Origin of the sequence: Streptomyces sp. NBC_00287 (assembly GCF_036173105.1) — a bacterium.
Lineage (GTDB): Bacteria > Actinomycetota > Actinomycetes > Streptomycetales > Streptomycetaceae > Streptomyces.
In genome coordinates this window covers 556135-581620 of record NZ_CP108053.1, presented here as the reverse complement: position 1 = coordinate 581620, position 25486 = coordinate 556135, and the positions used below count along the sequence as shown (strand labels likewise).

At 69.9% G+C, this 25486-nt stretch carries 26 protein-coding genes; 11 read left to right on the top strand and 15 right to left on the bottom strand.

What is annotated here, in order from left to right:
- Nucleotides 1-6 precede the first annotated feature (6 nt).
- On the bottom strand, nucleotides 7-1260 hold the full coding sequence (locus tag OHT76_RS02950; RefSeq protein WP_328869132.1) for a streptophobe family protein: 1254 nt from the start codon (nucleotides 1258-1260) through the stop codon (nucleotides 7-9).
- Nucleotides 1261-1420: 160 nt separating this feature from the next.
- On the opposite strand from OHT76_RS02950, the gene OHT76_RS02945 reads away from it, so the two are divergent.
- The 3 genes from OHT76_RS02945 to OHT76_RS02935 all read left to right on the top strand — a co-directional run bounded on the left by OHT76_RS02945 (nucleotide 1421) and on the right by OHT76_RS02935 (nucleotide 3704).
- Nucleotides 1421-2650 (top strand): DUF6777 domain-containing protein, encoded by a 1230-nt coding sequence (locus OHT76_RS02945; RefSeq protein ID WP_328869131.1) that lies wholly within the window; start codon nucleotides 1421-1423, stop codon nucleotides 2648-2650.
- A gap of 99 nt (nucleotides 2651-2749) precedes the next feature.
- Nucleotides 2750-3202, top strand: a complete 453-nt coding sequence (locus tag OHT76_RS02940; RefSeq protein WP_328869130.1) for an ATP-binding protein — start codon at nucleotides 2750-2752, stop codon at nucleotides 3200-3202.
- 97 nt (nucleotides 3203-3299) lie between these two features.
- Complete coding sequence (locus OHT76_RS02935) at nucleotides 3300-3704, top strand: helix-turn-helix domain-containing protein (RefSeq protein WP_328869129.1); 405 nt, start codon at nucleotides 3300-3302, stop codon at nucleotides 3702-3704.
- An 18-nt stretch (nucleotides 3705-3722) separates the two neighbouring features.
- On the opposite strand, the gene OHT76_RS02930 is transcribed toward OHT76_RS02935, so the two are convergent.
- From OHT76_RS02930 to OHT76_RS02920, 3 genes are all read right to left on the bottom strand, one after another.
- Complete coding sequence (locus OHT76_RS02930) at nucleotides 3723-4325, bottom strand: ClpP family protease (protein WP_328869128.1); 603 nt, start codon at nucleotides 4323-4325, stop codon at nucleotides 3723-3725.
- A gap of 2 nt (nucleotides 4326-4327) precedes the next feature.
- Complete coding sequence (locus OHT76_RS02925) at nucleotides 4328-4966, bottom strand: ATP-dependent Clp protease proteolytic subunit (RefSeq protein WP_328869127.1); 639 nt, start codon at nucleotides 4964-4966, stop codon at nucleotides 4328-4330.
- A 110-nt stretch (nucleotides 4967-5076) separates the two neighbouring features.
- Nucleotides 5077-6279: an epoxide hydrolase family protein gene (locus tag OHT76_RS02920; protein WP_328869126.1), complete on the bottom strand. Its 1203-nt coding sequence runs from the start codon at nucleotides 6277-6279 to the stop codon at nucleotides 5077-5079.
- 123 nt (nucleotides 6280-6402) lie between these two features.
- Between OHT76_RS02920 and OHT76_RS02915 the strand changes: the two genes are divergently transcribed.
- The gene (locus tag OHT76_RS02915; RefSeq protein WP_328869125.1) at nucleotides 6403-6885 is read left to right on the top strand and encodes a VOC family protein; all 483 of its coding nucleotides are present in this window, start codon (nucleotides 6403-6405) and stop codon (nucleotides 6883-6885) included.
- Here OHT76_RS02915 and OHT76_RS02910 read toward each other — a convergent pair.
- The 5 genes from OHT76_RS02910 to OHT76_RS02890 all read right to left on the bottom strand — a co-directional run bounded on the left by OHT76_RS02910 (nucleotide 6870) and on the right by OHT76_RS02890 (nucleotide 12585).
- Nucleotides 6870-7778, bottom strand: a complete 909-nt coding sequence (locus OHT76_RS02910) for an SGNH/GDSL hydrolase family protein (RefSeq protein WP_328869124.1) — start codon at nucleotides 7776-7778, stop codon at nucleotides 6870-6872. The genes OHT76_RS02915 and OHT76_RS02910 overlap by 16 nt on opposite strands.
- A gap of 104 nt (nucleotides 7779-7882) precedes the next feature.
- Nucleotides 7883-8758, bottom strand: a complete 876-nt coding sequence (locus OHT76_RS02905; protein ID WP_328869123.1) for a geranyl diphosphate 2-C-methyltransferase — start codon at nucleotides 8756-8758, stop codon at nucleotides 7883-7885.
- A 45-nt stretch (nucleotides 8759-8803) separates the two neighbouring features.
- Nucleotides 8804-9847, bottom strand: a complete 1044-nt coding sequence (locus tag OHT76_RS02900) for a family 2 encapsulin nanocompartment cargo protein terpene cyclase (protein ID WP_328869122.1) — start codon at nucleotides 9845-9847, stop codon at nucleotides 8804-8806.
- 17 nt (nucleotides 9848-9864) lie between these two features.
- On the bottom strand, nucleotides 9865-11298 hold the full coding sequence (locus OHT76_RS02895) for a family 2B encapsulin nanocompartment shell protein (RefSeq protein WP_328869121.1): 1434 nt from the start codon (nucleotides 11296-11298) through the stop codon (nucleotides 9865-9867).
- 279 nt (nucleotides 11299-11577) lie between these two features.
- A complete protein-coding gene (locus OHT76_RS02890) occupies nucleotides 11578-12585 on the bottom strand; it encodes a zinc-binding alcohol dehydrogenase family protein (protein ID WP_328876438.1) in 1008 nt (335 codons plus the stop codon).
- Between the two features lie 146 nt (nucleotides 12586-12731).
- Between OHT76_RS02890 and OHT76_RS02885 the strand changes: the two genes are divergently transcribed.
- Nucleotides 12732-13532 (top strand): VOC family protein, encoded by an 801-nt coding sequence (locus OHT76_RS02885; protein WP_328869120.1) that lies wholly within the window; start codon nucleotides 12732-12734, stop codon nucleotides 13530-13532.
- A 35-nt stretch (nucleotides 13533-13567) separates the two neighbouring features.
- Nucleotides 13568-14260: a ribonuclease H family protein gene (locus tag OHT76_RS02880; protein ID WP_328869119.1), complete on the top strand. Its 693-nt coding sequence runs from the start codon at nucleotides 13568-13570 to the stop codon at nucleotides 14258-14260.
- Here the strand turns inward: OHT76_RS02880 and melC2 are convergent.
- Together melC2 and melC1 are read right to left on the bottom strand one after the other, a co-directional pair.
- A complete protein-coding gene (melC2, locus tag OHT76_RS02875; protein ID WP_328869118.1) occupies nucleotides 14239-15063 on the bottom strand; it encodes a tyrosinase MelC2 in 825 nt (274 codons plus the stop codon). The genes OHT76_RS02880 and melC2 overlap by 22 nt on opposite strands.
- A 34-nt stretch (nucleotides 15064-15097) precedes the next feature.
- Nucleotides 15098-15472, bottom strand: coding sequence for an apotyrosinase chaperone MelC1 (melC1, locus tag OHT76_RS02870; protein WP_328869117.1), 375 nt, complete (start codon nucleotides 15470-15472; stop codon nucleotides 15098-15100).
- A gap of 339 nt (nucleotides 15473-15811) precedes the next feature.
- On the opposite strand from melC1, the gene OHT76_RS02865 reads away from it, so the two are divergent.
- From OHT76_RS02865 to OHT76_RS02855, 3 genes are all read left to right on the top strand, one after another.
- A complete protein-coding gene (locus tag OHT76_RS02865; RefSeq protein WP_328869116.1) occupies nucleotides 15812-17056 on the top strand; it encodes an FAD-dependent monooxygenase in 1245 nt (414 codons plus the stop codon).
- A gap of 4 nt (nucleotides 17057-17060) precedes the next feature.
- Entirely contained in the window at nucleotides 17061-18044 is a 984-nt protein-coding gene (locus tag OHT76_RS02860; RefSeq protein WP_328869115.1) for an aldo/keto reductase, read from the top strand.
- Between the two features lie 572 nt (nucleotides 18045-18616).
- Nucleotides 18617-20530 (top strand): TerD family protein, encoded by a 1914-nt coding sequence (locus OHT76_RS02855; RefSeq protein ID WP_328869114.1) that lies wholly within the window; start codon nucleotides 18617-18619, stop codon nucleotides 20528-20530.
- 89 nt (nucleotides 20531-20619) lie between these two features.
- Here OHT76_RS02855 and OHT76_RS02850 read toward each other — a convergent pair whose 3' ends face one another.
- Genes OHT76_RS02850 through OHT76_RS02835 form a run of 4 tightly spaced genes read right to left on the bottom strand, consistent with a single transcriptional unit; the run spans nucleotide 20620 to nucleotide 22579 of the window.
- Nucleotides 20620-20802: a DUF397 domain-containing protein gene (locus OHT76_RS02850; RefSeq protein ID WP_328869113.1), complete on the bottom strand. Its 183-nt coding sequence runs from the start codon at nucleotides 20800-20802 to the stop codon at nucleotides 20620-20622.
- 11 nt (nucleotides 20803-20813) lie between these two features.
- Nucleotides 20814-21668, bottom strand: a complete 855-nt coding sequence (locus OHT76_RS02845; RefSeq protein ID WP_328869112.1) for a helix-turn-helix domain-containing protein — start codon at nucleotides 21666-21668, stop codon at nucleotides 20814-20816.
- 7 nt (nucleotides 21669-21675) lie between these two features.
- Nucleotides 21676-22200 (bottom strand): DUF6879 family protein, encoded by a 525-nt coding sequence (locus OHT76_RS02840; protein WP_328869111.1) that lies wholly within the window; start codon nucleotides 22198-22200, stop codon nucleotides 21676-21678.
- The gene (locus tag OHT76_RS02835) at nucleotides 22160-22579 is read right to left on the bottom strand and encodes a hypothetical protein (RefSeq protein ID WP_328869110.1); all 420 of its coding nucleotides are present in this window, start codon (nucleotides 22577-22579) and stop codon (nucleotides 22160-22162) included. The genes OHT76_RS02840 and OHT76_RS02835 overlap by 41 nt, the downstream gene beginning before the upstream one ends.
- 1384 nt (nucleotides 22580-23963) lie before the next feature.
- Here OHT76_RS02835 and fxlM point away from each other — a divergent pair.
- Together fxlM and OHT76_RS02825 are read left to right on the top strand one after the other, a co-directional pair.
- A complete protein-coding gene (fxlM, locus tag OHT76_RS02830) occupies nucleotides 23964-25211 on the top strand; it encodes a methyltransferase, FxLD system (protein WP_328869109.1) in 1248 nt (415 codons plus the stop codon).
- Between the two features lie 65 nt (nucleotides 25212-25276).
- Nucleotides 25277-25471 carry an FxLD family lanthipeptide gene (locus OHT76_RS02825; protein WP_328869108.1) on the top strand — a complete coding sequence of 65 codons (195 nt, stop codon included), beginning with the start codon at nucleotides 25277-25279 and terminating at the stop codon, nucleotides 25469-25471.
- The last annotated feature ends 15 nt before the right edge of the window (nucleotides 25472-25486 follow it).

Sequence of the window (25486 nt, the reverse complement as noted above, 5' to 3'; positions counted from 1 at the left end):
GCGCCCCTAGGTCTGCCTCCGCACAGGTCTGGCCAGCAGGGCGCCCAGGAACCCCGCCACCAACCCCCACAGCAGCGCGAACCCCAGCGCCCCCCAAATCTGCGGCTCCAGCAGCAGCTCCCCGCCCAGATCGCCCCCCAGGTCGCCGATGCCCAGGACCGACAGGCCGTAGTGGGCCGAGGTCCGGCCAATCAGGCAGATCATCAGCACCGTCAGTGCCAGCGCCACCGCCATGTGCACCGCGTGCTGCCAGGCGCGCATCCGGCGTGGGGAGCGGGCCGCCATCACGAACGCGGCGGCGAGAACCAGGACCGCGTCCACGACCACCAGCCACCACACCCGGCTGTCGTGCTCGGCGAGCGTGCTCAGGTTCAGGGTCGCGGTGTCCGAGCCGCGCAGCACCTCGTCCAGGACGTGCGGCATCGGCAGGCCGAACGGACCCTCGACCCGGCCCTCCCACGTGGCACCGAGGCCGATGGTGAGCACCAGCCACACCAGGTTCGGCAGGCCGAGCAGGAGCACGGCGAGGGTCTCCGGCACGTGACCGCGGGTCGCGGCGACGATCAGACCGATGACGACGCCGAGAGCGACGTAGGCGAGCAGCAGCAGGACCATGGCGTACGCGGCCGGGCGCACCGATGCCTGGAAGCGCAGCAGCCTCGGCGGCAGCGGAGCCCCGCGGGAGACCAGCAGGGCCAGGATCAGGACGCCCGCCAGCCACAGCAGTCCGAAGAACACGGTGAGCGGCACGTCGGTGCGGAAGCCGACCTTCGGTGTGACGCCGAAGAGATCGCCCAGGTCACCGAGGGTGTCGTCGCCGAGGGAGATGGTGAAGGTCTGACGCGCGGCCAGCGCCAGACCGAGCAGCGCCAGCAGCCACAGCACGGCGATCCGGCCGGCCCACCCCGCCAGCTCACGCGCTCCGGCCACCGCCCGGTGTCGCAGCGGCCGCAGGAAACCGGCGGCGATCAGCAGCGCGCCGACCAGCGTGACGGACAGCGGGATCACGGTGAGGTCGGCCGCGGACTCGGCGAGGCCGCCGGCGTCGCCGGACATCTCGACGGTGCCGCCGACGGCGGTCACCACGGTCGCGGCGACGACCCGCGGGAAGGCGTTGTCCGGGAGACCGGTCGCGCCCGCCGCCCACAGTCCCAGCGCGGCGACGATCCCCATGGCGAGCAGTCCGGCCAGCACGGCGACGAGGGCCTGCGGCCAGCCGTGGCGGGCCAGGGCCTGGTCGGAGGGGGTGCGCGAAGTCACCTTGCCACGCTAAGCAGCGCCCGCGCGGCGCGCCTGCCGGGAGGGCCGTCCGCGTCGGCTTGCGGACGGTACCGGCCTGGAGCACACAATGGTAACGATAGGGAAAAGTGCGGCTATTGGCATGAAAGCCGTGATGCCCCCATATCGGGAAGAAGGGCTCGTGAGCGCCGAACCTCCGTCCTCCGGCCGACCCACAGGACCCCCGTCGGGTCCCTTGTCCGGTCCGACGCAGCCGCCTTCCGGGCCGCCGTCCCAGCCGCCGGGCAGCGGCGGCGGCGGCCCGCCCCCCAGTACCGGGGGCGGCGGAGTCACCCCGGAGCCGGAACCCCGTCGGCCGTGGTGGCGGTCCGTGCCGCGCGTCGCCGTGCTCGCCACCGTGGTGGTCGCGGCCGTGGTGCTGGCCGTTGTCTTCAGCCGCAGTGACGGCGGCGGCTCGGGATCGGACGGCGAGGTTTTCCTCCAGGCCGCCGGAAAGTCCGGCCCCGACCCCTTCACCGAGTCCACCGCGACGGACAGCTCCGCCCCACCGGTCACCCCCTCCCCGGCCACCGGGACCGCCACGACCAACGCCGTCCGCGGTGTCGACGGCGCAGCGCCCGGCCTCTACGGCGGCACCCGCAACGTCGCCAGCTGCGACGTGGAGAAGCAGATCAAGGCGCTGCAGGCGGAACCGGCGAAGAACAGGGCGTTCGCCTCCGTCGCCGGCGTCGATCCCACCGACGTCCCCGCCTATCTGCGCGGCCTCACCCCCGTGCAACTGCGCATGGACACCCGCGTCACCAACCACGGCTACCGCGACGGCAGCGCCACCAGCTACCAGGCCGTCCTGCAGAGCGGCACCGCCGTCCTCGTCGACGACCGCGGAGTGCCCCGGGTGCGCTGCGCCTGCGGCAACCCGCTGACCCCACCGGTCGCCCAGCAGACCGCGCCGAAGACCACCGGCGACTCCTGGCCGTCGTACAAGTCCTCGAACGTCGTCGTGGTCGCGCCCGCCACCGTCGTCATCAATGTCTTCGTCGTCTACGACCCCGAGCAGGACGACTGGTTCGAGCGGCACCCCGGTGACACCGGAGGCAAGGACCAGAAGACGGACCCGCCCGCCCACGAGCCCGCCCCGTCGGTGACCGAGCCGCCCACGACGTCGCCGTCGCCCGGCGCCACCACGGCGTGTCCGGCGACGCCCACCGGCACCGAGACCACCTGCCCGCCGACCTCGAAGACGCCCCCCGAGCCGATCGCGCCGGAGACCTCGGAACCGACCTCGGAGCCCCCGGCGGAGCCGGAGTCGCCCGGGACGACCAGCCCTCAGGTGCCGCTCGCGTCCGACACGACCGCCACGGCGACCCAGTCGCTGCCCACGGGTGTCAGCCCGCTGTCGCCGGCGATGTGACGTACCGGGCTCCGGCGCGGGGGGATGCCGGGCGCGGCACTGGGTACGAGGACTGGTGCAGCAGTGTCCGGCCGGTCCGGCTTCCCGAGAGAGAAACGCATGATCGAACACGACGGGGCAGTGATTCCGACTGGTTTCGACGTGCCCGTGGAGCCGCTCCGACGGGCGGCCCACTACAGCGGTGAGCCGGGGTGCATCGCCGAGGCGCGGTCGTTCGCCGCCCTCTTCCTCGGCCGGCTGCGCACCGAATGGTGCGCCGACATCGACGACCGGACCCACGACGAGGTGCTCCTGGTCGTCAGCGAGCTGGTCACCAACGCCGACCGGCACAGCAACGGCCCGTACATCCTGGACCTGGAGGGCACCGACGCCCAGGTCGCGGTCTCCGTCTACGACAGCAGCGCCGCGCTGCCCCGGCGCTTCCCCCGGGATCCCGAACGCGTCGGCCGGCACGGTCTGGAGATAGTGCACGCGCTGGCGGCGGAGGTCGCCGTGGAGCGGGTCCCGGTCGGCAAGCGGGTCCGCGCGCTGATGAGGCTGAGCGACGAGTGACCGGAGCCGGGCCAACTCCCTGTTCGCCCCTGGCGATTTCCCCCAGGGCGGAACGCTGATCCCTTCCCGGCGCGGCCCGGGCTCCTAGGCTGGGAGGGTGAGCAACCAAGCGCCGAACCAAGCCCGCGTCATCCCGCTGCGCCCGCCCGCGCGCCAGGAGCCCCCGCGCCCGGAAACCGCCGCACCCGCGCCCAGGGAACCCCTGTGGCGGGACCTGGTCGGCGATGTCCTGCGGCGCGAACGCCTCGCCCAGGAGCGCACCCTGAAGGACGTGGCCGACGCCGCCCGGATCTCGATGCCCTACCTCTCCGAGGTGGAGCGCGGCCGCAAGGAGGCCTCCTCCGAGGTCCTCGCGGCCGCCGCCCACGCCCTCGGACTCGGCCTCGGCGACCTGCTGTCCCGCGCCCAGGGCGAACTGATCCGGCTCACCAGCCGCCACAGCCCGGTCCGCAGCCGCAGCACGGCCGGTTCGTCGTACGACGGCCTCTGCCTGGCCGCCTGACCCAGCCGCCCCGGCGCCTCACACCCCGACGAGGCGCCGGCTCACCACCTGGTCGGCGAGGCCGTACGCCACGGCCTCCTCGGCGGTGAACACCTTGTCGCGGTCCATGTCGGCACGCAGTGTGCTGACGTCGTGGTGGGTGTGCCGGGCCAGCACCTCCTCGACCTGGGCGCGGATCCGGACCATCTCCTTGGCCTGGAGCGCCAGATCGGAGACCGTGCCCTGCCGCCCGCCGCTGGCCGGCTGCCCGAGCAGCACGCGCGCATGCTCCAGGACGGACCGCCGTCCGGGATCCCCGCCTGCCAGCAGTACGGCCGCCGTGGACGCCGCCTGTCCGACGCAGACCGTGGAGATCGGCGCCTGGACGTAGGTCATCGTGTCGTAGATGGCCATCAGCGAAGTGAACGAGCCGCCCGGGGAGTTGAGGTAGATCGCGATCTCGTTCTCGGGCGCCGCCGACTCCAGATGGAGGAGTTGCGCGATGACGACATTGGCCACCCCGTCGTCGATCTCGGTACCGATGAAGATGATCCGCTCGTTCAGCAGCCGGCTGAACACATCGAAGGACCGCTCGCCCTGCGGGGTGCGCTCGATGACGTTCGGAATCGTGTAACTGCCCATGACTACAGCCCCATCCGTCGCTTCGAGGCGGCCGGGCGGACGTCGGTCAGCGACTCCACCACCCGGTCGACCATGCCGTACTCCTTGGCTTCCTCGGCCGTGAACCAGCGGTCCCGGTCGCCGTCCCGGGAGATCGTCTCCGGGCTCTGGCCGGTGTGCTCGGCCGTGATCCGCTCGATGGTCCGCTTGGTGTGCTCCAGGTTCTCCGCCTGGATCTCGATGTCCGCGGTGGTGCCGCCGATTCCGGCCGACGGCTGGTGCATCATGATCCGTGCGTTCGGCAGGGCGAAGCGCTTGCCCGCGGTGCCGACGCTCAGCAGGAACTGGCCCATGCTGGCCGCGAAGCCCATGGCGAGCGTCGAGACGTCGTTGGGGATCAGCCGCATGGTGTCGTAGATGGCGAGGCCCGCGTGCACCGAGCCGCCCGGGCTGTTGACGTACAGGCTGATGTCGGTGCGCGGGTCCTCGGCGGACAGGATCAGCAACTGCGCGCAGACCCGGTTCGCGGAGACCTCGTCGACCTGGGTGCCCAGCAGCACGATCCGCTGCCCGAGCAACTGGGCCGCCAGCTGGTCGTCGAACCGGGTGAGCGCGGTGTCGCCCTCCTCCGCCCGCGGCGCGAGCGTGGTCATTGGAGTCATGGGATCTCCTCGTCGTGGCGTGGATGCCGTCGACTCCACTGTTGACCGCGGACCTGGTCCGGCGGGGATTTCTCTGCCCGCGGCAGATCTGCCGCGAGCAGAGCGCCTTCTCAGTCCTTCGCGCGCAACTGCCGGAAGAACGCCCGTACGTCGCCCACCAGCAGGTCCGGCTCCTCCATCGCAGGGAAGTGCCCGCCCCGGTCGAACTCGGTCCAGCGCACGATGTTCTCGGTCCGGTCCGCCTTGTGCCGCAAGGGGAGTTGCGGCTCGGCCGGGAAGAGCGCGAGGGCCGTCGGCGCGGTCGACGGCCCGGACTGCTTGGCTGCCCAACTCGGGTCGTGCGCCCGCTCGTAGTAGATACGGGAGGCCGAACCCGCCGTCCCTGTCAGCCAGTACAGCATCACATTGGTGAGCAGCCGGTCCCGTTCCACCGCCTCCTCCGGCAGCTCCGTCGAGTCCGTCCACTCCCTGAACTTCTCCACGATCCACGCCAGTTGGCCGACCGGAGAGTCCATGAGCGCGTACGCCAGGGTCTGCGGCCGGGTGGCCTGCAGTACGGCGTATCCGGTGCCCTCGCGCGACCACTCGGCCCACCGCCGCCACGACTCCAGCGTCCGCTCGCGTTCCCCGGGGTCGAGCGCGTCCAGCTCCTCCCGCGTGGGTTCGTGGGTCGCCTGCGCCCCGGGCAGCAGGTTCAGGTGCACGCCGATCAGCCGGTCCGGGTGGGCGCGGCCCAGCTCGCGGGAGATCGCCGCGCCCCAGTCACCGCCCTGCGCCCCGAACCGCCCGTAGCCCAGCCGCGTCATCAGCTCGACCCACGCCGAGGCGACCCGGGCCGCCTCCCAGCCGGTGTCGGTCGTGGGCCCGGACAGCCCGAACCCCGGGATGCTCGGCACGACGACATGGAAGGCGTCGGCCGGATCGCCCCCGTGCGCGGCCGGGTCGGTCAACGGCCCGACGACATCCAGGAACTCGACGATCGAGCCCGGCCAGCCGTGCGTGATGATCAGCGGCGTGGCGTCCGGCTCCGGGGAGCGGATATGGGCGAAGTGCACGTTCGCCCCGTCGATCGTCGTCGTGAACTGCGGCCAGGCGTTCAGCTCGGCCTCGGCCGCCCGCCAGTCGTAGGCGTGCCGCCAGTGCCGTACGAGCTCCTTCAGGTAGTCGCGGGGGACACCGTAGGACCAGCCCACGCCCGGCAGCTCGTCGGGCCACCGGGTGAGGTCCAGCCGGCGGTGGAGATCGTCGAGGTCGCTCTGGGGTACGTCGATCCGGAAGGGCCGGATGCCGTCGGGGGTGGGCGTCGAAGTCATGACCGTAAGGCTAGGCGCGGACGGTGTACGGGCCATCTGGATTAATCGGCCGCCCCGCCGATGAGTTCCGGCGCGAGGATCGGTCGATACAGGTGACCGCGTTCCACGCCCCAGGAGGTACCCATGGCCAGCAACGGTTTCACCACGTGTCTCTGGTTCGACAACGAGGCCGAGGAAGCCGCCCACTACTACGTCTCGGTGTTCAAGAACTCCAGCGTCGGCAAGGTCGCCCGCTACCCGGAGGGCGCCCCGCGGCCCGCCGGCACCGTGCTGACCGTGGAGTTCACGGCCAACGGCCACAAGTTCCTTGCACTCAACGGCGGCCCGGAGTTCAAGTTCAACGAGGCCGTCTCCTTCATGATCTTCTGCGAGAACCAGGAGGAGATCGACTACTACTGGACCAAGCTCACCGAGGGCGGCGGCGAGCCCGGCCCCTGCGGCTGGCTCAAGGACAAGTACGGCGTGTCCTGGCAGGTCATCCCGGACAGCCTCGACGCCATGATGACCGACCCGGACCCGGAGAAGGCGGCCCGCGCCACCCAGGCGATGCTCGCCATGGGCAAGCTCGACATCGCGGCCCTGGAGAAGGCCTACGCGGGCGAGTGATCCCGGGCGATCACTCGGGTGACCTCCTGCGCCATCCGCAGGATGCCCGGCGAGCGGACCGGGCACGGCTTCGGGGTCGAGGTGGTCGGCGCCAGACAGAAGTGCAGATAGTCGTCGTCGCGATGCAGGGCGGTACGGTCGCGGCCCGGCTCGGTGCAGTAGTCGGGGTGCTCGCGCTCGTAGCTGGTGCACGGCAGTTGCCGCACCCAGGTGTACCGGGCCCCGTCGGCGCTCACCGTCCGCCCGGCGTCCGCGACGAGGTCGCCCGAGGCGTCGGCCTGCCGCTCGTACAGGTCGTTGACTTGGCGGACCCGGTCGGGGGTGATCGGGTCCGGGCCCTGGAGCACCCACACGATCCGCGGGCGCCGCTCCCCTCCGGCCGCGGCTATCTGTTCGGTGAGCTTCTTCAGGTCCGCCGTGTACCGGTCGAAGTACGTCCGAGGATCGGCGTCGTGCGTGATGCCGTCCATGCACGGCGTGTAACCCCAGGCGTTGCCCCAGAACTGGAGCACCACGAAGTCCGGCCGCCGCTCCCGCACCAGCGCGGCGGCCTTGTCCGCGTCCGGCACCAGCGACCGCTCGCGGCTGCCCTCCAGGTAGTCGCAGGGCGTGGTGCCCGAGTACGGGGCGCTGGTGTAGGTGGCGCGCAACTCCCGGCGGAGCTCGGTCCCGAGCACCTTCTGGGCCTCCATCGCGAGTGAGTCACCGAGGTAGAGCACCCTCGGCGCCTTCACGGCGGCGGCGCTCGGCGAGGCGGGGGCCCGCTGCTGCGTGGTGGCCGATGCCCTCGGCACCTCGGGCGCCGGCGCCTGCTCGGCCCCCGACGTCGGATCCCCGCATCCGCCGAGCACTGACACGGTGAGCAGCAACCCCGCCATCCACGCCTTGCGCATGCGGCAACTCCCGCCCCGGAGACCGAAAACGGCTCCCCAGGCAAGCACAGCGGGGCGATGGGGGGAAGACTTGCGTCAACCACACTCCGCGGGCCTGGCGCGTTTCACACCCGGTCGGCCGCGATCAGCAAGTACTGGAAGCTGCCGTTCCGGTAGGCGGTCAGGAAGGTGTCCTCGATACCGGTGACCAGGTGCTCGGCCTGGCGGCGCAACTCCCAGTACGGGAGGGTCGCCGCGGTCAGGTCCTGCACATGCACCGGCACGAGCCGGTTGCGGGCCATCGCTCGGAAGTACGCCGAGCGTGGGTGGATGTCGCAGATGTAGTGGGCGTTGATGAGAGACACCTCGCGGGAGGCGCGCCCGTAGGTGTCGTTGTAGCAGCCGGTGATCACCACATAGCGTCCGCCGCGGCGCAGCAGCCGGGCATGCTCGGCGAAGAGCAGGTCGAGCTCGACGTACATGGTGGACTCGTTGTTCCACGAGGCCGCGAACGCGCCGGAGGGGAACCCGGTGTCGAGCATGTCGCGGCAGTGGTAGCGCACGCTGTCGTCGATGCCCCGCTTACGGGCCTGCTCGTTCGCGAACTCGGCCTGCTTGGCGGAGATCGTGACCCCGTCGGCGGCGCAGCCGTAACGCAGATGCGCCACGACACTGCCGCCGCCGCGTCCGCAGCCGGCGTCGAAGACGCGGTCGGCGGGGGAGAGGGGCCCGAGCCGGGCGGCGAGCAGCTCGGCCTGGGCGTGTTCGAGGCGGTGCAGTTCGGCGGTGATCCGCTCCTGGCGCAGCTCGGGGTCGTTCCCCTCCAGCACCGACCAGTCGACGTCACCGACGCCGTAGTGGTGGTGATACAGGTCGTCGATCTTTCCGAGTTCGAGGTTGACCGGGTTCTCCTCGGCGTTCCAGTAGTCCGCCACACGGTTCTGGTACGTGGACTGGGGCGGCACCGGTGCTGTGGCGGTGCCGACGTCGGTGGAGCTCAACGCGGGTTCCTCCTGGTCCTTCTGACATGACGTCAGGGTGGGGGGTTACCAGTAGTCGGGCAGGTGGTAGCGGTGGGTGTTGGTGGCGTGCCACTCGTGGTTGCCGGCGACCCAGGCCGCGAGGCCCTCGGTATAGCGCTCGACGACGGGCGAGAGGGCGGAGACCACCGCGGCCTCCTCCTCGAAGGCCTCCATGATCCGGTTGTGGATCTCGACGGACTCCAGATAGGCGGCCTTCAGCCCGCACCGCTCGTTGGCGGCGACGACCACGGGCAGGTTGAGATGCGTCGGGTCGCTCGCCAGCTCTTTGGTGAAGGAGTACAGGTCGTTGACGATCGTGGTGGCGTTGCAGGCCAGCGCCGTCACCCGCTGGATCTCGGGGCGGGCGTACACCGCCTCGGGCAGCTCGTAGCCGTCCACGGCGTCGACCAGCGACAGACAGGGACGGAAGTTGTTGAACTGCCGCATCGTCAGGTACTCCCACACCCGCGGCATGTACTCGGTCTCCGCCCACGCGGCCTCACCGAGGTACCCCAGGTGCAGTCGTGCGATGTCGTGCACGAACCGGTCGGTCTGGCTGGGCGTGGCGAAGGCGGCGTAGTCCTTCAGGGCCCAGTGGTAGGAGCGCAGCGGGCCGTCCGCCTGGACGCCGAGCGCCCACTGGTCCTGCATCTCGGGGTCGCCGTGGTACGGGTCGAGGGCCGACTGGGCGATGATCAGCCGCCCGCCCAGGCCGCGGGCCGATCCGCCCTTGCCCTCGTCTGCCTCGCAGTAGCAGTTGTCGACGATGTTCTCGGCGAGCAGCAACTTGCCTGCGGCGGTGAGGCGTTCCAGATCGGCGGCGCCGGGATGCTGGAGCACCACCGCCCGGCCGAACTGGAACCCCGCGAAGTCGCCCGACCACGCCTTGGGGAACAGATCCAGACCGTGCGCCCACGTCTCCAGGCGCAGATCGACCTCCTTCACCTTCTCGGGATCGGCGGGGACCGCCGGCCGGTACAGCAGGCCGGGCACGGCCCCGCCGCGCCGGGCCCGGACTGTGCGGGCGAGGCTCGGCGGGCCGGGCGCCCGGAACGAGGATGTGCTCATCGACGTACTCCACCCGTTCAGTCGGCGGTCCGGCCGATCTGGACGTTCTCCAGGATTCCGGCGGCGTCCGGCACGAGGATCGCCATGGAGTAGTAGGCCGTGACGAGGTAGCGCAGGATCGCGGTGTCGTCGATGCCCATGAACCGCACGTTCAGGCCCGGTTGGTACTCCTCGGGGATGCCGGTCTGGTACAGGCCGACCACCCCCTGGTCGGCCTCGCCGGTGCGCAGCGCGATGATGCTGGTGGTGTGCTGCGGCCCGATCGGGATCTTGCCGCACGGGAAGAGCGGCACGCCCCGCCAGGCGGGCACCTCGTGGCCCTCGACGGTCACCGTGCCGGGGACCAGGCCGCGCCGGTTGCACTGCCGGAAGAACGCCGCGATGGCCTTCGGATGGGCGAGGAAGAGCCGGGTCTTGCGGCGCATCGACAGCAGCTCGTCGAGGTCGTCCGGGGTCGGCGGTCCGGCGAAGGTGCTGATCCGCTGGTCGTAGGCGGTGCTGTGGAGCAGCCCGAACTCGCGGTTGTTGACCAGCTCCCACTCCTGGCGTTCGCGGATCTCCTCGATGGTGAGCCGCAGTTGCTGCTCGGTCTGGTCCATCGGGTCGTTGTAGAGGTCGGCGACCCGGGTGTGCACCCGCAGCACAGTCTGGGTGAGGGACAACTCGTACTCGCGCGGCGCGAGTTCGTAGTCGACGAAGCCGCCGGTGAGCACCGGCTCGCCGACATGGCCCGCCTGCACGGGCACATCGGCCTCGCCCTTGCGGTTCATCGGCTTGCCCTGCCGCTCCGCGTAGGCCTCCAGATGGGCGGCTAGCGAGGGGGCGCGGTCGACGTGCTCCATGATCGCGTCCCAGGACAGCACCAGTACGACACCGGACGTCTCCGCGCGGACCGAGCTGAGCCAGAGCGGGTCGGCGCGGCCGACGGCCTCGTCGCCCATGCCCTCGCCGTCGGTGACGACGCCGATGACCTCCTCCTCGCCGTACTTGCCGGCGGTGAAGCGGGTGAAGCGGCCGTGCACGACGAGGTAGGCCTCGGTGACCGGCTGTCCGGCCTCGAACAGGATCTGCCCGGCGCGCACCTCGCGGACCCGGAACCGGGAGGCGACCTGCTGGAGGACCTCGAGGTCGGAGTAGCCGCGCAGCACCGGCAGTTCGGTGAGGGTCTGGGGGATGACCTTGACGTCGTCGGCGCCGTTCTGCTCGAACTGCACCCGGCCGCGGCCGATGCGCAGTTGCAGCCGCCGGTTGACCCGGTAGGCGCCGCCCCTGACGTCGACCCAGGGCAGCGTCTTCAGCAGCCATCGTGAGGTGATGGCCTGCATCTGGGGTTCGGACTTGGTGGTCGTGGTGAGTTGTCGGGCCGCTTGCGTGCTCAGGCTGGTGAACGGGGGAGCGGTGGTGGCGGGGTCGTCGACGGCGGGATTGGCGGCGCTTTCGGGTGCGGACACAGTCCCTCCCTGGAGGGTGGAATCAGGGGTGAGCGGTGTGGTCGGTGAGACGGCAACCTCGTGGCGCGGGGTGGACAGCACGCGCTGCCTGTACACAAGGCAAACAGCGGCGGTGAGGGCCGGGAACCGCGTGAAAGGGGCGGGTTCACGCGCCGGATGTGCAAACCGCCCGATCGGGGTGGACTGCGAAATCGCGTGTGATCGCACGCCGGTCGACATCGCCCGGACGGGCGGCGCACGGGGAGCGAACGGGCCGTGCGCGCATACCCGCACGCGCGGTCAGGTCACGTCGTTCACCAGCACCGCGGCCCCGTCGAACCGGCCGGCCTTGAGGTCCCGCAGCGCCTCGTCGGCCCGGGACAGCGGATAGCTGTGCGTGGTGGCGCGTACGCCGTGCCGGGCGGCGAGAGCCAGGAACTCACGGGCGTCCTCCCGGGTGTTGGAGGTGACGCTGCGCAGTTCCTTCTCGTAGAACAGCTCGCTCTCGTAGTGCAGGGGCGGAGTGTCGCTGAGGTGGATCCCGGCGACCGCGAGGACTCCGCCGCGGTCCAGTGCCCGCAGTGCCACCGGGACCAGGTCTCCGGCAGGGGCGAACAGGATGGCGCTGTCGAGCGGCTCCGGCGGCCGCTCGTGCGCGTCGCCCGCCGACGCCGCCCCCAGTTCCAGCGCCAGTCGCCGCGCCGCCGCACCCCGGGTCAGGACATGCACTCGGGCGCCCTCCGCCAGCGCCACCTGGGCGCACAGATGGGCGCTGCCCCCGAATCCGTACAGACCGAGCCGCCCGCCCGGCGGGAGCGCTGATCGGCGCAGCGCCCGGTAGCCGATGATCCCGGCGCACAACAGGGGCGCGAGCGCCACGTCGTCCAGGCCGCCGGGGAGCGGGTGGGCGAAGGCCGCAGGTACGGTCGTGTACTCGGCGTAGCCGCCGTCCGCGTCCCAGCCCGTGTACCGCGAGCCCGGGCACAGGTTCTCCGCACCGCGCAGGCAGTAGGCACAGGTGCCGTCCGTATGCCGCAGCCAGGCCACTCCCACCCGGTCGCCGAACGCAAAGCCGCTCACCTCCGCGCCGAGCCCGGCGACGTCCCCGACGACCTCGTGCCCGGGCGTCACCCCGGGCCGGTGCACCGGCAGGTCACCCTCCGTGACATGCAGATCGGTGCGGCACACCCCGCACGCCCGCACCCGCACCAGCAGCTCGTCGCCCGCCGGCTGCGGCACCGGCTTCTCGACGAACCGCAGCGCCCCCTCCTCGATCGGCCCCGGTGTGCTCACCGACCACGCGCGCATCGTCCCGTCCGTCATCGCGCTCCCCGTCCCGCCGACACCGTTTTCTCCCAGTCTGGAACGGACCGTGTCGTTCGGCGCGCGGTTCGGGCCGGGGATGGCTAGCGTGTGGAAGCGGACCGAACCCACCGATCGGAGAGGCCGCTGTCATGGCCGTTCAGCCAGAGGGAACCCCCTGTTGGGCCGATGCGATGTTCACCGACGTCGAGGGAGCCAAGAGCTTCTACGGCGACGTCCTCGGCTGGACCTTCGGCGAGGAGTCGTCGGAGTTCGGCAATTACACCCAGGCCTACGTGGACGGCAAGGCGGCCGCCGCCGTCGTCCCGCCCATGCCCGGCCAGGAGGGCCAGTCCCAGTGGTGCCTCTACTTCGCGTCCCCGGACGCCGCCGCCACCGCGCGGCGGATCCGGGAGAGCGGCGGCGAGCTGCTGATGGAGCCGATGGAGGTCGGTGACTTCGGCACCATGTGCCTGGCCCGCGACCCGGGCGGCGTCGTTTTCGGCGTCTGGCAGGCGGGCAGCCACGAGGGCTTCGAGGCATCGGCCGAGCAGCCCGGCGCGTTCTGCTGGGCCGAGGTCTTCACCCGTGAGCCGGACAAGTCCGACGCGTTCTTCCCTGCCGTCTTCCCGCGGTACACCGCGCAGCAGATGGAGGACGACGGGGTCGACTTCCGGATCTTCAACGTCTCCGACGCCCCCGTCCTCGGCCGTATGAAGATGACCGAGGAGTTCCCGCCCGAGGTACCGCCGTACATCAACGTGTACTTCAGCGTCGCCGACTGCGACGAGGCCGTGTCGAAGGCCACCAAGCTCGGCGGGGTGCTGCGGTTCGGGCCGATGGACAGCCCGTTCGGCCGGTTCGCAGCCCTCAGCGACCCGCAGGGCGCGAACTTCTCGGTGATCGACGTCACCTCCACCCAGGGCGAGATGCCCAAGCTCACCGACGTCTGAGCGGGCACGCCTTCGGCCCATGGCATGATCGGAACATGCGTGAACGAGTAGTGGCCGCGTGCGACGGGGCTTCGAAGGGAAACCCCGGACCCGCGGGCTGGGCCTGGGTCGTCGCCGACGAGAGCGAGACCCCGGCCCGCTGGGAAGCCGGACCGCTCGGCAAAGCCACCAACAATGTCGCTGAACTCACCGCGCTGGAGCGGCTGTTGGCGGCGACCGACCCGGGCGTACCGCTGGAGGTCCGGATGGACTCCCAGTACGCCATGAAGGCCGTCACCACCTGGCTGCCCGGCTGGAAGCGCAACGGCTGGAAGACCTCGGCCGGCAAGCCGGTCGCCAACCAGGAGCTCGTCGTACGCATCGACGAGCTCCTGGCCGGCCGCTCGGTCGAGTTCCGCTATGTGCCCGCCCACCAGGTCGACGGCGACAAGCTCAACGACTTCGCCGACCGCGCGGCCAGCCAGGCGGCCACCGTCCAGGAGCCCGCCGGCAGTGACCTCGGCTCGCCCGAGCCGCCGGCGTCTCCGGACACCCCCGCCAAGGCGCCGCGCCGCCGCCCCACGGCCGCCAAGAAGAGCGCCGGCGGTTCCTCCTCGCGCACGATCAAGGCGAAGTTCCCCGGCCGCTGTCTGTGCGGCCGCTCCTACGCGGCGGGCGAGCCCATCGCCAAGAACGCGCAGGGCTGGGGCCACCCGGAGTGCCGGGATCAGGCGGCGTCGAACGTGTAGTGCGGGGTGTGGTCCAGCAGATCGGCGGGCCGCACATCGTTCCACGGCTTCATCGTGTCGTTGAGGTCGACCACATTCGGCGTGCCCGCGGCCGGGAGGTAGGCGGAGCCCGGGTGGCGCCGCTGCCAGTCCGCCCACAGCTTGTCCACGTACGCGTGGTGCAGCCAGAACACCGGGTCGTTGGGCGAGACCCCGGTGCCCATCTGCCCGCCGACCCACACATGCACCCGGTTGTGCAGATTGACCCCGCGCCACCCCTCCAGATGGTTGCGGAACCCGTCCGAGCCGCTGTTCCAGGGCGCCATGTCATACGTCTCCATGGCCAGCACGGAGTCCACCTCGGCCCGGGTCGGCAGCTGCCGACCGCCGCCGCCGAGGGCCCGGCGCAGATAAGTACGGCCGTCTATGCGGACGTTGACCGGCCAGTTGCCGGTCGAGGCGGCGAACGGACCGTCCATCACCCGCCCGTCCAGGCTGCGCCCGGTGCCGCCGAGAAAGTCCGGCGCCCACAGCGAGGCACGCGCCGTGCGGTCGGCGGTCCAGTCCCAGTACGGCAGCGCGACCGAGGCGTCCACCTCTTGCAGGGCGCGCTCGAAGTCGAGCAGGAATCTGCGGTGCCAGGGCAGGAAGGAGGGTGAACGGTGGCCCGTGCGCTCGCCGTTGTCGGTGTCGGCCACGATGAAGGCGTTGTGTGTGGTGACGAACTCGTCGTAGCGGCCGGTGCGCTTGAGCTCCAGGACGGCGGCGACGAAGCGGCGCTTCTCGTCGGCGGTCAGGATCGCCTGATTCTTGCGGACGGTCATGTGCGAAGGCTCCAGAAAGTGCTTGAGGGGCAGGTCAGTTGGCGGGGAGCGGCAACAGCGCGGCGCCCTGGAGCTCGTCCACCGCGGCGCGCGCGGCGGCGCGCGGGGTGGTCACCGGGTCGTAGTGGCTGACGACGCTGATCCAGCTGCCGTCGGCATTGCGCATCACATGCAGCTCCACCCCGTCGACGAACACGGCATAGCCCCCGCCGTGGTCGTGGTGCCCGCCGCCCGAGCGGGCCCGGCCCTGTATCCGGCGGCCTTTGTAGACCTCGTCGAAGGGCGCGGGGGAGGAGCCGGGGTGGTGGCCGGCGGCCCGGGCGGTGGGGGCGGCGAGGGTGGCGGCTCCGGAGGCGGCGGCGAGGGCGGCCGCGGCGGTGAGCGCGCGGCGACGGCTGAGTTCCGGCATACGGATCTCCCGGTTCGGTTCGGCTGGTGACTCCGTATGCCTATCGGGAGGGCCGAGACCGGGAGAAATCCCTCAGGACTGGTTGGCTACGATCCGGACAATTACCCACATGTCATGCAAGGTTGAACAGAGATGATCTTGCCGTCCCGGGGGCAGGGTGTTCCCCGGAACGGGCAATTCCTTCTTCCGTGACCCCTGATCCGGGTGGTCTTTCGCGGACTGGCGTGCCGCCGGTGGCCTGGGTCACTCCGGGAAACTGACGCGATCCGGAAGCCGGATCACGAGCTCGCCCGCTGCTACTCTCCGTTTCGAAATGATCGCTTTGAGTGATTCCAAGGGGTGCGCGTGAAGGTCGACTGTGTCGGAGGCGGGCCCGCGGGCCTGTACCTCTCGATCCTGCTGAAGCTGCAGGACCCGTCCCACGACATCACCGTCCACGAACGCAACCCGGAGGGGTCGACGTACGGCTGGGGCGTCACCTACTGGCGCGGACTGCTCGACAAGCTCCACGCATACGACCCCGAGTCGGCACGCGCCATCGCCGACCACTCGGTCAACTGGAACGAAGGCGTCGCCCGGGTAAGGGACCTGGCGACGCGTCACAGCGGCGACGAGGGCTTCGGAATCGGCCGCCACCGGCTGCTGGAGCTCCTCGCCGCGCGCGCCCGCTCCCTCGGCGTACGCCTGGAGTACGAGCACGAGATCGACGCGGCCGACCCGCCCGCCGGAGCCGACCTGGTCGTCGCGAGCGACGGAGTCCACAGCGCGCTGCGCACCCACCACGCCGGCCACTTCGGCAGCGAACTCCGACCCGGCCGCAACCACTACATCTGGCTCGGCACCACCAAGGTCTTCGACGCCTTCACCTTCGCCTTCGTGGAAACCGACCACGGCTGGATCTGGGCCTACGGCTACGGCTTCGGCCCCGACCGCAGCACCTGCGTCGTCGAATGCGCCCCCGAGACCTTCACCGGACTCGGCCTCGACGGCGCCGACGAGGCGGAGAGCCTCGCCCTGCTGGAGAAGCTGTTCGCCGACACGCTGGACGGCCACGCACTGATCGGCAGGTCACCGGACGACGGCAGCTCCCCCTGGCTGAACTTCCGCACGCTGACCAACCGCACCTGGTACCGCGACAACCTCGTCCTGCTCGGCGACGCCGCCCACACCACCCACTACTCCATCGGCGCCGGCACCACCCTCGCCCTGGAGGACGCCATCGCGCTGGCCGGAGCGCTGCGCGAGCACACCGCCCTCCCGCGGGCCCTCGCCCAGTACGAACGGCAGCGCAAGCAGGCCCTGCTCCCCGTCCAGAGCGCGGCCCGCTACAGCGCCCAGTGGTACGAGAACCTGCCGCGCTACATCCAGCTGCCTCCCGAGCACATGTTCGCACTGCTCGGCCAGCGGCACTCGCCCCTGCTGCCGTACGTCCCGCCCCAGCTCTACTACCGCCTCGACAAGGCGGCGGGACAGCTGGAGGCACTGCGCCGCCTCAAGCGCTGGCTGGGCCCGAAGGTCGCGCGCACGGTCCACGCCAGGACGCTGACCGCGCGCGAGCGGAGCGATCCGCGAGTGACAGACTGATGCCATGGACGAGCGCACATTCGGCAGGTCGCAGCAGCACGCATCCGTGGTCGGTCTCGGCACCTGGCAACTGGGTGCCGACTGGGGCGACGTGGACGACAAGGAAGCACTCGCGGTACTGGAGGCGGCGGCCGAGGCGGGGGTGACCTTCTTCGACACCGCCGACGTCTACGGCGACGGCCGCAGCGAGGAGACCATCGCCGGCTTCCTGCGCGGCCGGCCCGATCTGCACGTCATGGTCGCCACCAAGATGGGCCGCCGGGTCGACCAGATCCCCGAGAACTACGTCCTGGACAACTTCCGCGCCTGGAACGACCGTTCCCGCCGCAACCTCGGCGTCGACCGGATCGACCTCGTGCAGCTGCACTGCCCGCCGACGCCCGTCTACTCCACGGGCGAGGTGTACGACGCCCTGGACACCCTCGTCGCCGAGGAGCGCATCGCCGCCTACGGCGTGAGCGTGGAGACCTGCGAGGAGGCGCTCACCGCGATCGCCCGCCCCGGGGTGGCGAGCGTGCAGATCATCCTCAACGCCTTCCGCATGAAGCCCCTGCGCGAGGTGCTCCCGGCCGCCCAGGAGGCGGGCGTCGGCATCATCGCCCGCGTCCCGCTCGCCTCCGGCCTGCTGTCCGGCAAGTACACCAAGGACACCGTCTTCCCCGAGAACGACCACCGCACCTACAACCGGCACGGCGAGTCCTTCGACGTCGGCGAGACCTTCTCCGGCGTGGACTACACGACCGGCGTCGAGGCCGCCGCCGAGTTCTCCGCCCTCACCCCGGACGGCTACACCCCCGCCCAGCTCGCCCTGCGCTGGATCATCCAGCAGCCCGGAGTGACCACGGTGATCCCCGGCGCCCGCTCGCCGGAGCAGGCCCGCGCCAACGCGGCCGCGGCCGAACTCCCCGAGCTGCCGAAGTCCACCCTCACCGCGATCCGTGACCTCTACGACCGACGGATCAAGGACCAGGTGGAGGGGCGCTGGTAGGAGCGGGGCCTCCCCCCGCCGAGATCACCCGGCTTGAGCAACTGGAAGACCCTGTCACCAGCAGAAGCTGAGGGCGGGGTCTTCGTGCATGAGCAGCCACCCGCTGACCGAAGCCGACGTATGCGGGGGTCTGTGGATGAGGTGTGAACGGGATCTAGAAACATCGCCTCAGGTGAACCAGTGAACGCGGACCTCCTTGCCCTGGGCGTGAGGCATTCCGGTGCAAGCCCACGCGCCTTCTAAGCGCTTGGTCGCAGGTTCGAGCTCTGCCGAGGGCGCCAAGCCTCCGCCCTCTCATCGGGAAGGGCGCTATTGCTGGTCAGAGGCGGCTCATCGGGCTTGGCGGATGGGCTTCGCGGATGCCGATGAACCCCTGGCAAGAGTCAGCGGATGTCCGGCTGGAGACCATTTTGACCGGCACTCGGCGGATGTTCTTCCCGAAAACTTCCCGACGTTTCGGGGCGGCCTCGACGCGGTCGACGCTAGACGACCGCCTCGTCACGACCATCTGGATGAGGGCAAATCGGCATACAGGTTGAACGAGGGCTGGATATCAGATCATCCTTGCCGCCATGAGTCTCGTCTCCGCCTCCTTCGATGTGCCCGCCATGGGCGACTACGCTTACGACTGGGCCTTGGTCGATGTGGAGACGTCGGGACTCACTGCCCGGCGAGATCGTGTGCTGTCCGTCGCGGTGATCACGATCGGTCCGGAAGGCGAGCAGACCGGGGAGTTCTCGACACTGCTCAATCCGGGGTGCGATCCGGGGCCGGTTGAGGTGCACGGCCTGACCGTCGAGCGACTGCAGGGTGCGCCGACCTTCGACCAAGTGGCCGGGCGGATCGGAGCGATGCTTCAGGACCGGGTCCTCGTCGCCCACAACGCCCAGTTCGACTACGACTTCTTGGCCTACGAGTTCGCCCGTGCGCGAATGTGGCTACCGGTGTCGCAGCGGCTGTGCACCCTGGCTCTGAATCGACAGGTGGATCCGCCGACGGATGACATGAAGCTCGGCACCCTCGCCGCCCACTACGGCGTCCCCCAGCAGCGTGCTCACGATGCGCTGGACGACACCCGTGTGCTGGCCGGGATCCTGCGGGCGTCACTGCGCGAGGCGATGCGGCTCGATCTGCCGTTGCCGCTGGTGACCTGCCCGCCGCGGGCAGAATCCCAGTTCACGCCGAAGCCGCCGAAGACGCCCTGCGCTTACCGCAATCCGGGACAGCTGACTCCCGGCGGGCCGCTCCTGCAGGGAATGAAGGTCGCGATCACCGGGGAGACCGTCCATGCCCGGGCGGAGCTGGTCGGGCGGGCGGTTGCCGCCGGGCTGAACATGATGACCTCCGTCAGCCGGCACACCAGCGTGCTGGTCACCAATGAACCGGCGTCCGGTTCGGCAAAGGCCCGACGCGCACTCGCCGAAGGCGTGCCGGTTATCGACGAGCACACCTTCCTGCGGCTGCTGGCCGACGTATGGCCGGGGACAACGCATGAGGCGACGGCCATCGCTGTCGCCCCGGTGGCCGAGCCGGAAGCAGAAACAGCTGTAGGGCCCGTGGAGTTGGCCCCCGTGACGAGCTCTGCCGCGCCCGCCCCGGAACAGGCAGCAGCCCTCCCCATGGCCGCCCCCGGTGTGTCAGTACCCGCTCCGCGCCAACCGGAGCACTCCGTTGGCACCTTGGACAAGCCTCTGGCGGGGCGTCGCGTGCTGGTGCTCGGTGGCCCCCATGCCGATGCCGCGGCGGCTCGTGCCCGCGTCGTCGAGCTAGGCGGGTCCGCGGCAGTCAACCTGTCCGCCAGCGTCACCCACGTTGTGCTCCTGAAGGGAGGGGAGAGCGACCGGCGCATGAGCCGCATCACCGCCCTCGGACTCCCAGTGCACGACCTCGACTGGCTCACGGCTCCGACCATCCCCGCCTTGGTCGAGGCGGCTCTGCGGCCGCAGGAGCCGCACGTGATGCCGAGAGGCGGTGTCATCGACCTGCCCATGCCGCACGGCAGACCTGCGCCAGAGTGGTACGTCACCGCCGGTTGGGCCCCGCAGTCCGGCTACGAGATCGATGTCGTCGCCTTCCTCCTCGACGAGGACGAACAGGTCACGTTCGACGAGGATCTCATCTTCTACGGAGCTCCAGAGAACCCGGCCGGGACTGTGCGACTGCTCACCGGCGGCCCCGCCGAACAGACCGTTGCCCTCGACCTGGCTTCCCTGCCGCCCGCCACGCGCAAGGTCGTCGTCGCTGCAGCCATCGACGGCGCCGCCACCTTCGGGACGGTCGGTGCGATCCAGATCGGAGCGGCACCCGGCAGCAGCGGAGCACCTCTCGCCCGGGCCACCCTGGATGCCGCCACCACCGAACGCACCATGCTGCTCGCGGAGATCTACCGCAGGGGCCCGATCTGGCGCCTACGCGCCGTCGGTCAGGGTTACGACCACGGCCTCGACGCCCTCGCACGCGGATACGGCGTCGAGATCGCCGACTGAATTGAACGGACTCCCTGTTCGGAAAGAGCGGACGTTGCCTGATTGAACAGCTGGGCATTTCGCGGGCATCGTAGGCAAGGCAGCCAGGGCTACGCGTCCTTGGCGTACTCGACGAATGCCGCCCAGCTGCCTCGCTGGACGGCCAGCATTCCCCGATCGCGCGCCTTCGTGTCTCGAACCAGCACGTGCTCAGGGTCGTTGTCGGCCACTTCAACGCAGTTCTGTGTCTCTGTGTAGGAGCTGGTTCGCCAGTTGAGGGTCATGGGCTGCATGGCGCGCTCTCCTAGTCGCTCGGCATCTGATCGAAGTGCTGGATTGCTTTGGAGATGAGGTCTCGGACGGCGGTGCCGTAGACCGCTGACTGTTTCAAGAGGGCGAACGCCTTGGTGTACAGCTCGATTTCTCGGGGCTGCGTGACGGAGAGCTCCGCCGAGTAGGTCTCGACGAGGACGAGCCGGTCATCGAACATCGAGAACGCGTTGCCCGGCCATATGGAGGTTGGCGCCGACCTGGGGACAATGCCCAGGCTGAGGCGGGGGAGCCTCATCACGGCCAGGAGGCGGTCAAGTTGCCCCCTCATCACTTCCGGGCCCCCGAAGTTGGTGTACAGGGCCTGTTCGCCGAGCAGAACGTTGAAGATGCGTTCGCCCTGGTACAGGTACTGCTGCCGCTCCAGGCGCTTCGCCACGGCCGCTTCGGCGTCGTTGGGAATCTCGTAGTAGCTGACGCCCTGCTGAAAGACTTCGGCAGCGTAATCCGCGGTCTGAAGGGTGCCCCAGACGACCGTGGGGTGCCAGATGCGGAAGACCTTGGTCTTGGCGTACACCGGAATGGCTTGGCGCTGCCGCTTTTCGACGCCGGTCTGGAGTTGTCGGCGCCACTCGAGCCACAGCTCGTCGACATGGCGGACGATCGCGACCAAGTCCCCCAGTTGGTCGCCCTGGCCGGTCATCTCGCACCAGACGCGGATGTCGTCCTCGCTGGGGCGCTGCTTGCCGTTCTCGATGCGGGAGACCTTCGACTCCTGCCACGAGGTGGCACGCGCGAATGCCCGGCCGCTGGTGAAGCCGGCGTCCTTGCGGAAGCCGCACAGCCGGGCACCGAGCGCTTGCAGTGCCTCTTCTACTTGCGTGGTCACGGGTCGGTCAGGGCTTGTACTCGGGGTGGGGGATGGCGGCGGCCCACAGGAGGTCCCGCAGGCGCACACACTCGGCCACGATGTCCGGGTCTTCGACGATCTCCGATCCGAGGACTCTGCCGTCGGAGTCGAAGTGGCCCACGGCGAGAAGGCGGTCGTCGTACAACCACCAGTCGTTGCCTCCCACGGGGAACTTGACGCTCTCGGGCAAGCGGTGTCGGGGCAGCCAGCGAATCTGTTCGCCTGCCTTCTCGTTGAGGGTGGTGGTGGCGTGCTCCCATTGGATGTAGGGAGTGTGCGGCTCCGTGACCACGCGGACGCGTCGGACGGTTTTCCCATCCCCGGTGACGCGCCGCATGAGCTGCGTCCACGGTTCCATGTAGGAGTAGTCGACGGCCTCGCCGCGCAGCCAGCTCGGGAACGGACTGTCCTCGGCGGGGACGGAGTAGTCGTCCCGCAGCTCCAGATGGAATGCGTCCTGCGCGAAGCTCTCAAAGAGCTGGTTGCGCTCGGCGCTGGAGATCAGCTCCACGCGGTTCCTCCAGTAGGGCGGTGATCGCGGCCTTGGGAACCTCGACCACGGTCTCGTAGTCCGGAATCTCCATCTGGGTCACGGCCTCGGGGTCAGTCACCTCGCGGCCCTGGACGACGAACGTACCGCCGGGTGTCAGGATCATGATCGGGTCGTCGAGGCGCTTGATCTCCCCGGCCGGCAGGCCGTCTTTCGTGAGGTGCTCGAACAGCTCCGTAGGCACCTCCACCGCCGTCTCCCCCTCGGAGATGTCGAGTTGCATCAACAGGTCGTTCGCGAAGATCTTCCAGCCCTGGACGAGGTAGGTGTCCCGGTCTGTGGCGTACAGGGTCGGGCAGTCGCCGACTGTGGAGTTCTTACCAAGGAACCGTAGCTTCATGGTCGTTCTCCTGTCTGCTGCCTTGCTCAGGTTTGCGCGACACGACGATGGTCGAGGAGGCATTCGAGCCCGTCAATCAGCTTGCTGCAAACTCGCGCAATCTTCTTGGGGCTTGGGTGACGGCCGCTCTACGGTCGTCTTCGAACCCGAGCATCCGAGGCAGCCGCCCAAGGTTGCGGTACGGAGGGGAGATGCGTGATGGCCACCGTGACCTACGAACGCAAGGCTCCAGCCGTCGACTGCTCGCCCATCGACACGGAGCTGATCGGGGACAGCACCGACGCAACACTGAAGATGGAGCTGAGCACCTTTCCCCCGAGGACATCAACGTCAGGACGACGGCGATCACCGAGCAGTGGCCCTCCTTCTCGGCGAGAAGGTGGGCGCCGAAGAGGACCCCGCCGTCAGGGACAGCACATTCTTGTTCATGCGGACGTGGCCGGCCTGACCCGCCGTCTGCTGTGGGTGTACACAGTGGAAGACAGCCATGCGCCCTGACCATCCCATGCTGCTTCACCGCTCGTCGGCGCGTACGCGTGCCGCCTGCGGGCCCGAACCAGGCTTCTGGTGCGAGTGGCGTCACGCTGACGGTCGGCGCATCAGCTCGGCCGCACAGCAGACCCCCGCCTCAGCCGTCCGATGGGCCCGAATCCAGATCCGCATCATCGCCTCGGCCGTCGAACCGGCGTTCATCGACCCGCTTGTGGACCTACGCGACCAGGGATGGCGTAACGCCGCCTCCGCCTTGAAGCAGGGAGCGGACTTCACGCTGCCGCTCACGGCGGAACCGCACTCCTTCGTGTGGCACGCCCGTCCCGTCATCTTTCTGCCCCTCGTCGGCGGCCACCCGAGGCCGCATCTCCCGGGAGGCGGTCGGACATGGGTTTGAGGCCGGGTGAGTTGTGGGGCCGTTTCGACTGGCAGAACGGGAGCTGCTTCAGGTGCGAACAGACCGGCGTTCCGGTAGCAGCGATCGGCGACATCACTGTGGCAGACAGGGCGTTTCCCCTCTTCGCCTGCCAGTGGTGCGTCTTCAGGCTCGAACAGCTCCACTGGACGATGAGCGAGCAACCCATCCGCCGGCACCGCGCCCCCAACTCCGCGCTTGCGCAGCCTTACTCCGTCGGTAAGTGGCCCACGAGCGCGCCGTTCGACAGACCGCCCGTCCACATCGCGTAGGAAGCCAGCCGCGCTCTGGGCGGGCCTTCAAACCCCGCTCCCGCTGTTCGAACTGGAGGCTTCCCCTGGCCTCAGAAGGACAGGTCGCAGCGGGAGCGGGCCGCCACATCGAACTACTCCGGCGCGGGGCGCCTGCCTCGCCTCCGACCCTCTGTACCGCCCGTCCCCAACCCCTCGGTGCACGCCGCCGAGAAGGAGAGCGCTCGTGGATGCCGATCCCAACATGACGACGAGGAACAACGCCAGCACCCCTGTGCCCGAGCAGCAACTGCGCGACGCGATGGTCCAGCGGCTGATCGAACTGGGCGCCGCACAAAGCCCTCGCGTTGTGGCCGCGTTCCGTTCGGTCCCCCGACACCTGGCCACTCCCGAGGTGGAGTTGGCCAGAACCTACGACGCCGAGTACGCCGCCGTGACGAAGACGGACGCCACGGGCGTGGACATCAGCTCGGTGTCCGCTCCGCGCATCCAGGCCATGCAGATCGAGCAGGCCGATATCCAGCCGGGGATGAACGTCTTGGAGATCGGCTCCGGCGGAGTGAACGCGGCCTACCTCGCCGAGCTGGTGGGAGAGCAAGGCCGCGTCATCACGATGGACATCGATCGCGATGTCACACAGCGTGCGAAGGACTTCCTCAAGGCGACCGGTCACCGGAACGTCACCGTGATCACTGCCGACGGCGAGCACGGCGTGCCCGGCCATGCACCGTACGACCGCATCCTCGTCACCGTGCAGGCAGCCGACATCCCGCCGGCCTGGATCCACCAACTCACTGAAGGCGGCCGGCTCGTCGCCCCGCTACGGATTCGCGGCATGACCCGCACCATCGCCTTCGTCCGCGACGGCGAGCGTCTGGTCAGCGACGGGTTCGAGCTGTGCGGCTTCGTGCCGATGCAGGGCGCCGGCGAGAACCGCGTGCGCCTGGCCGTCATCCACGACACGGAGGGCGAGGAAGTCGCTCTGCGCCTGGACGGACACCCCGAGCCCGACATCGAGGCCCTGCGTGCCGCGCTGCGCACCGCGCGCGCCGAGGCGTGGTCCGGCGTGACCCTCGCAGGCGATGAGTCCAACGAACACCTGGACCTGTGGCTGACGACCGCCCTGGACAACCTCCCCCTGATGGCGGCGAAGCCCGCCGCCCGGCAACGCGGCCTGGTCGCTTCCGCCTCGCCACTTGGCGTGCCGACCCTCGTGGACGGCGACAGCCTCGCCTACCGCATCGTCCGCGCCACCGACGACCCCGACCGGTTCGAGCTGGGCGCGGTCGGCCACGGGCCGCAGAGCAAGGCCGTCGCCGAGCGCCTGGTCGAGGAGATCCAGACCTGGGACCGCGACCATCGCAGTCACCGTGCGCACATCGAGGTCCAACCGGCCGGAACCCCGGACGACCAACTTCCCGCAGGCCGGGTCATCGACCGGCAGCACACGCGGATCACCATCTCCTGGCCGTGACGCCGCCCGCGTTGCGATCAGGACGTAAGGCACCTCCACCCACCTCTGCAGACGAGGAGAACGCGATGGCACCGCAGAACACAGGCACCACCCTGACGGCCGCCACGGACTTCGGGGCCGACGCAGACTCGGACTTCGACCTCCGTATCGAGACCGTCGCCTCCGCCCCGGTCCTCGGCTCGCTGCTGAACGACACCAGCGACAACTGCGGCTCCACCTGCCAGTCCGCCTGCTCCAACAGCACCTGCATCGGCGGCTGATCCGTCGCGCGGGGG